Source organism: Prevotella sp. BV3P1, from assembly GCF_000479005.1.
Classification (GTDB): domain Bacteria; phylum Bacteroidota; class Bacteroidia; order Bacteroidales; family Bacteroidaceae; genus Prevotella.
Window position 1 is genome coordinate 28,080 of sequence record NZ_AWXC01000059.1, and the last position, 13,623, is coordinate 41,702.

Annotated in this window: 8 protein-coding genes, 1 tRNA gene and 1 pseudogene; 4 read left to right on the forward strand and 6 right to left on the reverse strand. The window is 43.5% G+C overall.

Going from position 1 to position 13,623, the window contains the following annotated elements:
• Positions 1-2: 2 nt before the first annotated feature.
• The 3 genes from HMPREF1254_RS10690 to HMPREF1254_RS10700 are packed head-to-tail and all read right to left on the reverse strand — an operon-like array spanning position 3 to position 2,823.
• Positions 3-392, reverse strand: a complete 390-nt coding sequence (locus HMPREF1254_RS10690) for a hypothetical protein (protein ID WP_023058675.1) — start codon at positions 390-392, stop codon at positions 3-5.
• 5 nt (positions 393-397) lie between these two features.
• Positions 398-1,666, reverse strand: coding sequence for a 3-phosphoshikimate 1-carboxyvinyltransferase (locus HMPREF1254_RS10695; RefSeq protein WP_023058695.1), 1,269 nt, complete (start codon positions 1,664-1,666; stop codon positions 398-400).
• An 8-nt stretch (positions 1,667-1,674) separates the two neighbouring features.
• Positions 1,675-2,823 carry a zinc-dependent metalloproteinase lipoprotein gene (locus tag HMPREF1254_RS10700; RefSeq protein ID WP_023058683.1) on the reverse strand — a complete coding sequence of 383 codons (1,149 nt, stop codon included), beginning with the start codon at positions 2,821-2,823 and terminating at the stop codon, positions 1,675-1,677.
• A gap of 178 nt (positions 2,824-3,001) precedes the next feature.
• On the opposite strand from HMPREF1254_RS10700, the gene HMPREF1254_RS10705 reads away from it, so the two are divergent.
• A tRNA-Pro gene (locus tag HMPREF1254_RS10705) sits at positions 3,002-3,074 on the forward strand.
• A 322-nt stretch (positions 3,075-3,396) separates the two neighbouring features.
• Here HMPREF1254_RS10705 and HMPREF1254_RS10710 read toward each other — a convergent pair.
• The 3 genes from HMPREF1254_RS10710 to HMPREF1254_RS10720 form a co-directional block, all read right to left on the reverse strand.
• The gene (locus HMPREF1254_RS10710; RefSeq protein ID WP_023058677.1) at positions 3,397-5,178 is read right to left on the reverse strand and encodes a RagB/SusD family nutrient uptake outer membrane protein; all 1,782 of its coding nucleotides are present in this window, start codon (positions 5,176-5,178) and stop codon (positions 3,397-3,399) included.
• Between the two features lie 19 nt (positions 5,179-5,197).
• Complete coding sequence (locus HMPREF1254_RS10715) at positions 5,198-8,479, reverse strand: SusC/RagA family TonB-linked outer membrane protein (RefSeq protein WP_036891238.1); 3,282 nt, start codon at positions 8,477-8,479, stop codon at positions 5,198-5,200.
• A gap of 710 nt (positions 8,480-9,189) precedes the next feature.
• On the reverse strand, positions 9,190-10,047 hold the full coding sequence (locus tag HMPREF1254_RS10720; RefSeq protein ID WP_023058678.1) for an ATPase: 858 nt from the start codon (positions 10,045-10,047) through the stop codon (positions 9,190-9,192).
• Positions 10,048-10,424: 377 nt separating this feature from the next.
• Here HMPREF1254_RS10720 and HMPREF1254_RS10725 point away from each other — a divergent pair, with 377 nt between their 5' ends.
• From HMPREF1254_RS10725 to HMPREF1254_RS10735, 3 genes and pseudogenes are all read left to right on the forward strand, one after another.
• Complete coding sequence (locus HMPREF1254_RS10725) at positions 10,425-11,594, forward strand: exo-beta-N-acetylmuramidase NamZ family protein (RefSeq protein ID WP_023058690.1); 1,170 nt, start codon at positions 10,425-10,427, stop codon at positions 11,592-11,594.
• A 28-nt stretch (positions 11,595-11,622) separates the two neighbouring features.
• Entirely contained in the window at positions 11,623-13,059 is a 1,437-nt protein-coding gene (locus HMPREF1254_RS10730) for a sodium:solute symporter (protein WP_023058687.1), read from the forward strand.
• A gap of 72 nt (positions 13,060-13,131) precedes the next feature.
• Positions 13,132-13,623 (forward strand): annotated as a pseudogene (locus HMPREF1254_RS10735) (xanthan lyase); the annotation flags it as partial.

Genomic DNA, 13,623 nt, shown 5'->3' on the forward strand with positions numbered 1-13,623 from the left:
GGCTAATGATTGGAAATAAGCATGATGACCTCGTCTTTCAGTTGGTTAGGAAGATGGATGCCCCGCAATATAAGACTTCTGTTCCAATCCTTCACTTCCTCTTGCTTCATGGAGTACAGCACTTCGGCGAATTCATTGGCCTCCTCATCCGTGAACTGATCGGACGGTTTTCCTTTAAAGCGGTCCAGTTCTTCGTCATCAAAGTATTCGATATCCTTCGTTGCAGCCTCCATCATACACACTTGCTCACACATCTCGTCAACGCCATTGCAGGTGGCACATGAACTGGTTGGCATGTGAACTGGTTCTTTGTCCTCACCACGTTTAGTAGCAAAGATACCAAAAAGAGCGGCCAACAGGATTAAACCCAATAGGATAAGTATAACTGTCATAATGGCTAAATATGATGAACCGTATTGATTTCCTTTATCTGAAAACCTGCATGACGCATGTCATCCCAAAAATGCGGGTAAGACTTTGATACAACTTCCGGATGATTGATACGCAGACCAGGGAACTTAATCGCTGCTGGCGTGAAGGCCATGGCCATGCGATGGTCTTCGTATGTATCGATGGGTTCAAAAGTAGGTTCGCATTTTTCACCATCCCAGAAGAGCTCACTCCCATTCTGATCCTTAATGACATATCCCAACTTGCGCAGCTCAGTCTTCAAAGCTTCGATGCGATTTGTTTCCTTGATCAGCAAAGAAGACAAGCCCGTAAACAGAAATGGAATATCGAGTACCGCACAGCATACTGCGAATGTCTGTGCCAAGTCAGGCGAATTAATAAAATCGTATTCCAATTTCGGCAGCGTCCTGACATGTCGCGTGATACGAATGCCCCCCGTACACGGGTCTTCACCATCTTCTACAGCAGTCTTGACACTGAGCAGGGAGAAAAGATATCGCGCCACAGAATCGCCTTGTTTCGATCCATCGGTAAGTCCTTTCAACATGAACGTGTTGTCGCGATGACTGGATAAGGCCAAAATTTCATACCAATACGAAGCAGCACTCCAATCACTTTCTATGTAATATTCGTGCGGTTGATAGGGAGTTGGCTTGACAGCAAGCGTGTCAATGTCGCTCCATTCAGCCTCTGCGCCGAACTGTTGCATAACCCATAGCGTCAGGTCGATATAGGAACGCGACGCCAAAGTTCCCGTCAGTTTCAGTTCGAGTCCATCCTTCAACACGGGTCCAATCATCAACAAGGCCGAAATGTATTGCGAACTGACATCGCCTGGCATCTCCAGATAACCGCCTTTTAAAGGTTTTCCTTGAATGCGAAGTGGCGGAAAGCCTTCTTGTTCGGTATATTCAATATCCGCACCAAAATAGCGTAAAGCATTTACCAACGGCCCGATGGGACGATGTTTCATCCGTTCAGTTCCCGTGATGACATGTTCTCCTCCACGGACAGCTAAGTAAGCCGTCAGGAATCGCATGGCTGTACCTGCCGCCTTGGCATCTATCACCCGCGGCATGTCCTTGAGTGCGTCAATGACAACTTGCGTGTCATCGCAATCAGAGAGATTCCCTGGACTAATCTTTCCACCCGAAAGAGCATTGATGATCAATGCTCTGTTGCTCACACTTTTAGATGCAGGCAACTTGATGGTATGGTTAAAACGGCTGGGTGCCGTGATTTCATATTGTGTCATCTTTACCTTTAGTTAATTGTTTGTATGGGCAGGTCTAACACCTCGTCACTCTCCTCCTTGGCAGCTCGGCTGGTTGACCTGTTTTTCTTTGGGCCTGGAATCAACGGACTATAATACAATACCTGACGAATACGATGTTTTTGGTCAGGTGACAAGCAAAAACCATATCCTATGGCATAGTCCATGATGTTAGTTGATTCAAACTGTTGTCCTTCACAATTTTCCCTTTTCACCAGTTCTTTAATGTCGATGTTCTTGCTGGGAGCATTCTTCAAATAGTCATTCAACCAGCTATCATACGCTACCTTATTATAGGAAGGCGTATCCTTGCAATGGTCAGAGTCGTGACAATCATCAACGGCTTCATAACCTCCATGAGCCTTGTTCTCTGAAAACGTGTGATATAGTCCCAAGTAATGACCCAATTCGTGCGCCAAGGTCACATTGACATCGGTGGAAACATATTGATATCTCCTTCGTCCTTTGTCACTCAGCGTATAACGAGTAGACTCTGAATTGATGTAGGTGCTGTTGATGGAAGAGCAATAAGCATAGTTCAAGTTGCGCTTGGTCAAATGTTTTTGACGAACAGATTCAAGACCAGAGATGGTAGAATCGCTCTTTGAAACATACGGTAAGTGACTAACGCCCAAAGTCTGTCCATCTTTGTCTTTCGTGAAATGATACAGCATCACATTGATGTATTCATTGGGATCCCAGATATATTTGACATTCTTTCCCGAATTGTCATTCATAAACTCTTTGGGATTGATGGGATAAGCGCCGGTATATTTCACATATTCCACTCCAGGGGTTACCAGTTTCTTGCCTGATTCATCATATTGTGCCAGAAAGAAATGCACGCGTATGCGCTCACTCTTCCCATAGACACCACCCTGAAACAACTCATTGACATTCCTCACAATGGCTTGCAAACGTGAAGCCGGGACATATTGTGTGGCATCTTCAGCATTCTGGTACAAAACGTGGAAGATGATAGGCAGTCGATAGACATATTCATCATCAATTGTCGTCTGCGTATCGTCATCATCCTCATCCACTACCACATTCTGCGTTTTCCGCTCCAGCCCATCATCCTGACTACAAGAAAAAAACGTAAAGCAAAATAACAGAAAAATATATGTATATCGTTGCATGAAAATAATCTCTATTGATTCATGCAAAGTTACTAAAAAAAATGAGTAAAGGCAAACGCTTTTATACGATATCTACATGAATCCATGTAAATTAAACATTTTAAAACAAAAAAAAGGAAACATAAATTTGCAGATATGCCATGAAGTCACTATCTTTGCAGCACTTTTAGAAAATGATCGGGATTTGGCGCAGTTGGTAGCGCACACGTCTGGGGGGCGCGAGGTCGCTGGTTCGAGTCCAGTAATCCCGACATTTAGATAAAGAGCTGTTAATCATTGATTACAGCTCTTTTTTCTTTTCCGTTTTACATTCGAAAGCTTTGGTGAAATTGGATAATAATATCCCAGTTCGAGTTAAGCACTACTGAGAGAGTAGCATATATACCATTGTTTGTCATTGAGTTGATGAAAACTAATTACAAACAATTGTAAGTTGTCAGGTTCCCTTATAGATGATATAAAATTAAAAACCACTCACCATTCCGATGGTTCATATTTACTTGAACAGAATGGTAAGTGGCTATACTAAAGACTTATGCAATAAGATTAAAATCTCTCAGTCAGGATTCATGTCTACCAACCAGGATTCTGTGGAAGCTTAAATCCGCGAGACTCATACAATGTGATTTGATCCTTGGGCAAAGGATACAAGTAGTCTTTCTCTGAATAAGTACGCATTTTGCCCTTATCTTTGATTGGCAAAATGTACCCGCTGTTTCCGCCTCCGTCAAGATGTACGCCTTTCAAATTCTCAACAGTCAACGGTTTCTTATTCGGATATTTGGCATTATACCATTGTACATATCTATCTTTATCTACCCATGCCCCTCTATTCAAATCGGGATTCAGACTCATGTCAGCATAATTAAGTTTACTCCAACGGCGCAAGTCATTGAACCTGATTCCTTCGAAAACCAGCTCAACTCTCCGCTCACGACGTATCTCCCACAACAATTGCGAAACATCTTCGTCGCGTTTAGGATCGTTGATGACAACACCGTTTACCTTCAATTGCCCACCATCTAAAGTTACATGAGGCATAGAGGTGCTCGGCCGATCTCTTAAAACATTTATCGTTTTATCAAAATCTTTTTGCGTCAAATTGTATGCGCCCAAAGTAGACAACTCGGCAGCCGCCTCAATATAATTCATTAACACCTCATTGTATTTCATAACAGGAGCATCCGTAATGCAAGTGCTGCTTGTACCTCCAGGCAAGTATTTTAGCGATTCGTTTACAAAGCGGTTGCCAAAATATCCAGAAACAGCCCAAACATCTACAACACCCGTCAAAAAAATTCCCGTCGTATCAATATTGGCATACAGGCGAGGGTCACGATCAGCGATTTCGTCATAGAACCATTTATCGCCCTTAAACATATTGTTACCACTTTGACTTATAGGAAGACCGTTTTTGGTTAGATAGGAGTCGATCAAGGATTTTGAAGGTGCCTTTTCCTCGTGTTCTGTGTTTTGGAATGCCATCAAACTGTGTGTTACAATCGACTCAACATAAGCACGGTACATAATGACTTCCGGATTACCGGCTAGATCGATAGACGTGGTCAAATCTTTATAATTATTACACAATTTATATTTGCCCTCGTTCATGATGGACTCTGCAAAATTCTTCGCTGCCATCAAGTATTTTTTTGCAGCTTCATTATTCTTTTCCCGATATTTTTGCCATGTGCCCTCAAACAACATAAAGCGCGACGCAAAAGCTCTTGCTACATCTTTGTTGATAGACAATCCGGGCTTGCCATCGGATACGCGAATATTTTCAACAGCAAAATTGAAATCATCTAACACTTTATCCATTACCACCGTTCGCGGATCCCGTGCTTTGTAAAGTGTATTATAATTTTTTTGCGCTATCGTATCTGCATAATAAGGAACGTCTCCAAATTTTTCAACTAACGACGCATACTCCATACCTCGCAACAATCTACTTACGCCCAACCAGTGCTTCTTAGCTTCATCGTTCAAGGCCGACTTTTCAATGCTATGTATTTGCAGGTTTAACGCACGAACGTTATCAAAGTCCCAACCAGAACCTCTTGTTGATACCGGTGCGACCTTTGTAAAGAATGTTGCTTTCAATTGTGCTATGTCGTCTGTCCAGTCGGCTACATTGGTATCGGCAAACCAATCAGCACGCGACCATCCCGACCTATACCCAGGGAAGTAAGTGGTATAAAAATCTAATGTCGACAACCGAATGTTCGACTCTTTATCCCAAAAATCTGGAGAATAGCTCACGGTATCCAGTGGATCCAAGGTCAGAAAATCATTACATGATGTGAATGTAATGGATATCAGGAATAGTCCCAATCCAAATATTTGTTTTTTCATATTATTTGCTTTTTAAGAGTTAGAATACAGCTTGTACACCAAAAGACAATGTCCTTGTATACGGATAGCTTCTACCAAACGACCAGCTACTGTTACCATAGCCAGCTTTATAATTTGTTGACTCAGGGTCTAACGGCAATTTCATGTTATCAAACTCAAACAAGTTTTCGCCACTGAAATATATTCTAAAGCTTTGGAAATAGGCCTTTTGTACCCATTTTGCCGGTAACGTATATCCCACCGTAATGTTTTTACAGCGTAGATAAGACATATCTTCTAAGAATCGAGTCTGCCGCAAATAGCTTTTACCATTTGATGTCCATGCCATGTTAACGGGGCGTGGATAGAACGCATCAGTATGTTCGGGCGTCCAATAATCCATTTGATGGTCAAAGGCAGCATCCATATATCCAGAGCCACCTGCTGCAATACCCACAGCACCGGTTGGCCAATAGTCGCGTTTTCCTACACCTTGGAAGAAAAGACTGACATCAAATCCTTTATATGATGCTCCTAAGTTGAAACTGTATTCAAAATTTGGAAGCTCATTGCCAATAACTGATAAATCTCCATGGTCTTCAACGGTGTTTTTGCCGTATGTTATTTTACCGTCATCATTTAAATCTTTGTATTTTACATCTCCAGGTTCAAATTTGAAGTTTCCACTTTCAAACAGGGCTTGCGACGCGATACCTTTTTTGAGTTTACCGTTCTCGTCAAAGTCATCTTTTTGGAACAACCTATCGGATGTATAGCCCCATATTTCGCCTAACCTCTTACCTTGGTAATTGCCATAGATGTTGCGGTCTTGAGCGTTAAATTTAGTAATCTCTTCCGTTACATGAGACAATGCTGCCCCCAAAGAAATACCTAAGCCATTTTTGAATAAATGCTGATAATTAGCGCCCAATTCAAAACCTGTGCCCGTAAGTTCTCCGTAATTAACCTTTGGAACTTTCGCTCCAAACGTAGCAGGTAAGGCTTCTCCCGCGGTGTGCATGTCAGATGTTACACGACGATACCAATCAAACGTAAATTTCAAATCATTGTCGAAAAATGCAGCATCAACACCGAAATCTAACGTTGTAACTCGTTCCCATGTTAACGTAGGAGATATAACGGAAGGAGTACTCAGCGAAGCCATATTTTTACCTCCGACTACCCAACCCGAATAGTTCATCTCCATTACAGACATAAACGAATAAGGTGCCACATCTTGATTTCCTATGGTACCCCACGATCCACGCAATTTCAGATTAGACAACACAGGCGATGCCCAATGCATGAATTTTTCTTCTGACATACGCCATCCTGCAGATGCAGAGGGGAAGAAAGCGAACTTCTTTCCAACGGGGAAACGAGACGAACCATCATAACGAGCATTCAGCTCGAACAGATATCTTTGCATGTAATCATAATTAATACGCCCAAAGAAACCTGCTGCTGCGAAATGACCATGGTAGCTTGATCCTTTTGCAAATGAATACTGATCACCCGACGCAAGTGCTATTTCAGGAAGGTCTTGACTTATCAATCCCTGCCGTTTAGAGTGATGTCCTATACTTTCACGCTTTTCCGCATCAAAACCACCCATCAACTTAAAATTATGCTTATCTAACAAGTCGAACTGGTAAGTTACATATCCTTTGAAAATATGTTGTGTGGTATACATGCTGTTTTGTGTTACGGCATCATGAGAGCTGGGGTAAATTTGTTTAAAGCTGTTGAAAGGAGAGGTCGCAAACATGTCGTAAGCAAAAACTTTTCCTCCATTACGCTTCTGCGCATCATTAGCATACGAAAATGTATAATCAAAATTGACGGACAGGTTTTTCATTGGATTCAACTCCGTCCCCAGGTTGGCACGGACGTATGTTGAGGTGACGCTTTCCCGATTACCATTTTTGATATCTGTTACCGCCGAGCGGAAAGGCTTTCCTTTGTAGTCAGCGTAAGGATACCAACGAGGCCAACGCAACAAATAGAACCAAGCATCATACTGTCCGGATGTAAAGCGGTAAGGCTCCTCTTTTTTAGAACGCGTCAGCAATATGTTAGAGCGTACTTTCCACCATTTAGTGATTGCCGTAGTAATATTACTGTGCAATGTGTATCTGTCGTACTCGTCAGTGTTGAACTTCATAACGCCTTTTTGACCTAAACGGCTCAAACTGATATTATATTGCGTGTTCTTGTTCCCTCCAGTTATTGACAAGCTGTGATTTTGTTGTGGTGTCCACTTGTGGGTGAATTCCTTCACAGGGTCGAAAGAACGGTAAAAATACGTTTTGCCATTAACAATCTCAAAGTCGCGGCCTTCCTGCATCTCTCCCAATGCATCTTGCGACATACCGCCGTATTTCTGCTCCCATTCTTTGATTTTCTTGATAGCATATTGGTCTATGGTATAGCCAATATTGGACTTCTGCGTCAATTTTTCCGACTGCATGATTCTCCAGATATAGTCAGCATTATCAGAGGCGGAAGCCAATTTGGGCATGACGGTCGGTGTGTTCCATGCAAAATTATTAGAATAAGACACTCTTACTTTGTCATTGGCAGCACCTTGTTTTGTCGTAATCAAGATAACACCCCACGCTGCTCGTGTTCCATAAATAGAAGCCGATGAGGCATCCTTAAGTACAGATATGGTTTCGATGTCATCTGGATTGACCAGATTCAAGCTGGGTACTTCAACGTTGTCAACCAAAATTAAAGGAGATGTACCGCTTGATGCATTTAAAGAACCTATCGAACCACGTAGTTTAATGGTAGATTCCGTTCCTACGCCTCCTATTCGATTGGTAATGGTCAATCCCGGCGTAGCTCCCTGTAAAGCTTTGCCTACATCTGTAATTGGCCTGCTGGCAATGGCTTCTTTTACATCAACATTAGCCACCGCACCTGTCAGGTTGGCTTTCTTCTGCGTACCATAACCGACAACAACTACTTCGGAAAGCTGTCCGGCATCTTCCTCAAGCGCTACCCGCATGTTGTCTTTTGCGCGAAGAGTTACCGTTTTGTACCCAACGTAAGAAATTTTAAGTTGAGTACCAGCATCTACAGAAAGTGTAAAACGACCGTCTGTGTCCGTAATGGCACCTGTGGTTTTACCAACCACAACAATCGTGGCACCTACAATCGGTTCACCATGGGCATCGGTTACAATACCACGAACGGCTTGCTGTTGCATCATCACACCAGGCAAGTTCAAATCACTTGCTGATGCCAACATCGGTTGGGACGCAAAAGCACTACCGGCGACCGTAAGTATCGCACATAGATAATTTTTTGTTTTCATAGACCCAAAATTTAAGTTAATAAATATATATATTCTACTTTGAATATTATTCACAGTAAGAGGTTAACGCTTAGAAGAATTTTTGGGGTGCGTCTGATTCATTCCATCACCATAATTACTTCTGCGGCAAATGTAGTGATATCTCATCAAAAATACAAACTTTATTTAGATTAATTTATGTTTTCAATTCATAAATAATGTTTAAAACGGTGTTTAGAGGACAAGTTTATGCACCTAATTCTTCGTGAACAGGTTGCATTTTGTCCAAATAAATGACAAAAAAAGTCTACTCGCAAATCGATGAAATAGAAAAAAACAATAGGTAAACATGCGACAATCATATCTTACGAATGCAATGTAAAAGGGCCATTTGAGCAATAGCATGGAGTAAAGGTGGCTATCAACATGCTTTTGCCTGGCAAAGCAAATGGGTTTAGAGTCTTATAGCAAGCTGGTAAGGCGGCAAAAGGCATGCTGTAAACGTGAAATCAAGCGAACATGAGGTACAGTAGAAACGCATAAATCCCGTAATCACCTGTCTATCAGAAGAGAACGTTTTTGCTCTATATTTTCATTATTTGAAAGATACGGAGCGCTGCTGACAAATATGCGAAATATAAAGAGGTGTTTGTCAAGAAAAATGTCGACACGAGAACGTTAGGTGTGATTTTTCTTCGTAACCAAATGGATAGCCCAAGCCACATGATGCATCAAGTTCCCTGGTCAGTCAACAGATGCGTGGCGTGATATTTCATCAGTCCCTCAACCACATGATCGTTAATCATTTCAGGTTCGAAACCCGCCTCACGACAAACTGCTCGCAATAAGGGCGCAAAGGTAACAGCTGTTTTTCCCGTAAAATACACGGGATATTGATGATACGCATACTGGAACAAATTGCGCGTTAAGAAAAGTTTAAAATTATCAGTCACCAAATCTCGCACATATTCCGTGTGCTGATAATCGGTCAAAAAAGTTGCTATCGAGGATAAATAATAATGTGGAAGCGGCTTATCATAAACAGTGCGCATCACTTCATGGGCTGTCGTTTGATGCTGAAAATAAAAAGATGCGATCAGTTCAGAAGGCGCCAACTCTTTCAATACATCCGAAAGAAAAGCGCGTCCAATAGACGACGCGCTGCCTTCATCTCCCAAGATATAACCGCCGGCACGCACATTTTTAACGATGTGAGCACCATCATAGAAACACGAGTTGGAGCCTGTACCCAGAATACACACAATGCCCGCCGTGTCCATGCACATGGAACGGGTGGCACCCAGCAAGTCGCTCTCCACGGTGACCGGTGTCTTAAACTGTGCAACCAAGGACTGACCCACCATTCTCTTCCTATCCTCGCCATTACAGCCGGCCCCATAAAAATAGACGTGACCTAACTTTCGCTTGAAGTAGGCTTCACCCAAACCCAACCGAATGCTCCTGCTCATCTCTCTGCGGGTTTGAAAATACGGATTCAGGCCTTCGGTTTTTTGCAAGTCAACCAATTCGTCTTGCTCAACAAAAGCCCATTCTGTTTGATCAGAACCGCTCACTGCTATCAAATTCATTGTGCTTTTACTTAGTTTTGCTACATGAAACCGCAAAGTTACAAAGATTTTTTCAATTTGCCCTCACCATCGCTCTCCTTCATGAAAACGATGCCAAGACTTTTCGTTCTTCGCCGAACAATACCCATTGTGATGCAGTTATTCAGTCACAAATAAAAGACTACCAGGGAGTAAGAGTAATGCTGTGAAATGTTCACTTCATGAGTTTTTCAATCTTTCCATTTGTTGTTAGAAAAATCACTCAAACCGTTTCGGAACGATTCCCAAACAATACCAAGCGTTAAATCATACAAATTATAGTGAATATTCCTGATTTTATATTTCTAATTCTAAAAAAATAACCTATCTTTGCTCATAACTAAAAATCAACATAGTACATGAAAAAACTGATTGCCCTACTGCTGCTTTTAGGCTCTTTCAGCACCACCTGTTGGTGCTCAACATCACACGTCGTTACCGGAGCCGAGCAAACACATCTTTACTTTCCGCTACTAAAGGGTAAGAAAATCGTTTTGTTCTCTAACCACACCGGCATGGTGGGCAATCAACACTTGCTGGATATCATGGTCAACTACCGAATGAAGGTCATTGGCGTGATATCGCCCGAGCACGGATTCAGGGGAACAGCCGATGCCGGTGAGCATGTCACCAACTCCGTGGACGCGCAAACAGGCGTACCAATCTACTCGTTGTACAACGGAAAGAAGGGGAAAGCGAGCCTGCAAGTTCTCAAAAATGCCGACATCTTGGTGGTGGACATACAAGACGTAGGACTGCGGTTCTACACCTATTATATATCCATGCTCAAACTCATGGATGCCTGTGCGGAAGTAAAGACACCGGTACTGGTTTTAGATCGTCCCAATCCGAATGGCTTTTATGTAGACGGCCCCATCCTGGACATGAAGTACAAATCGGGCGTGGGTGCCCTACCCATCCCCATCGTTCACGGAATGACCTTGGGCGAATTGGCGCGAATGATCAACGGAGAAGGGTGGCTGAGCAATCACCGCCAATGCAAGCTCACCGTCATCCCTTGCAAGAACTACACGCACCAGACACGATATGAGCTACCCATCCCACCTTCGCCCAACCTTCCCAACATGCAGTCGGTGTATCTCTACCCAAGTACATGTTTCTTCGAGGGAACGAATGTGAGTCTGGGACGAGGCACATCAAAGCCTTTTCAGCAGTACGGGCATCCTGACATGACAGGGTACGGCTACAGTTTCACACCGCAAAGCGTGGCTGGCGCCAAGAATCCGCCGCAATTAGGGAAGACGTGTCATGGCGTTGACTTGAGCAAGGCAGACACCGCACTCATACAGCGGCGAGGAATAGACCTGTCGTATGTTATCAACGCATACCGCAATCTAAACATAAGCAGCAAGTTCTTCACGCCCTTCTTTGAAAAACTGGCAGGCGTAGGCTACATCAGAGAGATGATTATGAGTGGCTGTGACGCTGATACAATCAAAGCTAAGTGGCAGAAAGACGTTGAACAATTCAAGCAACAACGGCGGCCCTATCTACTTTACCAAGAATAAGCGAATGAACTAAAACCATCCTTTCCACATGAACGCTATCATCATTCTCATCACCGTAGGTATCTATTTCATCCTACAACTCGCCGTGTCGTTTAGAAAATCAACGACAGCCAACTCCGATTTCTTCTCGGGCAGTCGACAATCTAAATGGTATGTTGTTGCCTTTGCCATGATTGGTGCCAGCATTTCGGGTGTGACCTACGTGTCGGTTCCTGGCATGGTGAACAAAAGTGGGTTTGGCTATTTGCAATTAGTCATGGGATTCATTGTCGGCCAACTCATCATCGCCTTTGTCTTAACCCCACTGTTTTATCGCATGAAGCTTACCTCGGTGTACGAATATCTGAGCAATCGATTCGGCTTGAAGGCTTACCATACGGGAGCTTGGTTCTTCTTCATCAGTAAGATGTTGGGAGCGGCGGTGCGTCTGTTCCTGGTGTGTTTTATTTTACAAATGCTGGCTTTCGACCCGCTGGGTATTCCGTTCATTGTCAATGTTTTTATCTCTGTGGGCTTCGTATGGCTGTACACGCATCGTGGAGGGGTGAAATCGGTGATCTGGGCAGATGTCATCAAAACCTGTTGTTTAATCATTTCGGTGGCGCTCTGTATTTACTTCATCGCCCGAGACATGGGGCTTTCGCTTACCGGAACCTTCCACGCGATTGGACAAAGCAGCATGAGCAAGATGTTGTTTTTTGATGATCCCAACGATAAGCAGTTTTTCTTCAAACAATTTTTGGCGGGCATCTTTACGATGATCGCCACCAACGGACTTGACCAAGATATGATGCAACGCAACTTGAGTTGCCGCAACAGCAGGGAATCACAAAAGAACATGATTTTCAGCATCATTCTTCAGTTTGTCGTGGTTTCCGCTTTTTTGATGCTTGGTGTGCTGCTGTACCTCTTTGCTGCACAGCATGGGATGTCAGAAACAGGTGACAAATTGTTCCCAGCTATCGCCACAGGACCTTACCTCCCCATGATTGTCGGCATCTTATTCATCGTTGGTCTGGCGTCATCGGCCTACAATGCTGCCGGAGCAGCCTTGACAGCACTCACCACCTCATTCACAATCGACATCTTAGGTGGGCACTCGCTGAGTGAGAAGCGTGTGAAAAGCCTACGGCAGCGTGTACACCTTGGAATGGCTATCCTGATGGGTGTGGTCATCATCGCCATCAACATCTTGAACAGCACCAGTGTGGTAGATGCCGTCTACACCCTGGCCAGCTACACCTACGGCCCCCTCTTAGGAATGTTCGCCTTTGGCATCATCATGAAACAACAAGTACACGACCGCTATGTGCCATGGGTGGCTATCGCTGCGCCTGTGCTGTGTTTGATATTAGACAAACATTCCATGCAATGGTTCAATGGCTATCAGTTTAGCTACGAGATACTTATCTTCAACGCATTGTTTACCTTCTTAGGACTATGCTTGTTGATTCGACGAAAATAACGACAAAATAAACCCAAACAATCGTACATCTATATGAAAGCAATTGCGACGCTTACTGCTCATGTAAGTTGTATGCTATTTACCATTGGCATACATGCTCAAAGTAATTCTGCGGTCTTTGCACCTACTTGCCAAACGCCGTTAGTGCAAGAATTAACATCGCCCAACCATCCAAAATATGGGCTGTCAAACCGCCATATTGCGATGTGGCAAAGTCATGGACGATATTACGAAGCCAAATTAGACCGTTGGGAGTGGCAAAGATGCCGCCTCTTACAAACCGTTGAAGACCTATATACGCAGAGTTATGTGCTACCTTTCTTGGTTCCGATGCTCGAACAAGCAGGAGCCAACGTGCTGATACCGCGCGAAAGGGATTGGAACAGCTTTGAAGCCATCGTGGATAATGACGGCAACAGCTTTCAACCAAAGTCAAAATATAGCGAATACAACGGAAAAGAAAGTTGGAAAAACGGCACAGGAAAGGGCTTCGCCTACCTCCGAAAGACCTACACTAACTTTCAAAACCCATTTACTGAGGGTAGTTATCGCATGGTGACTTCG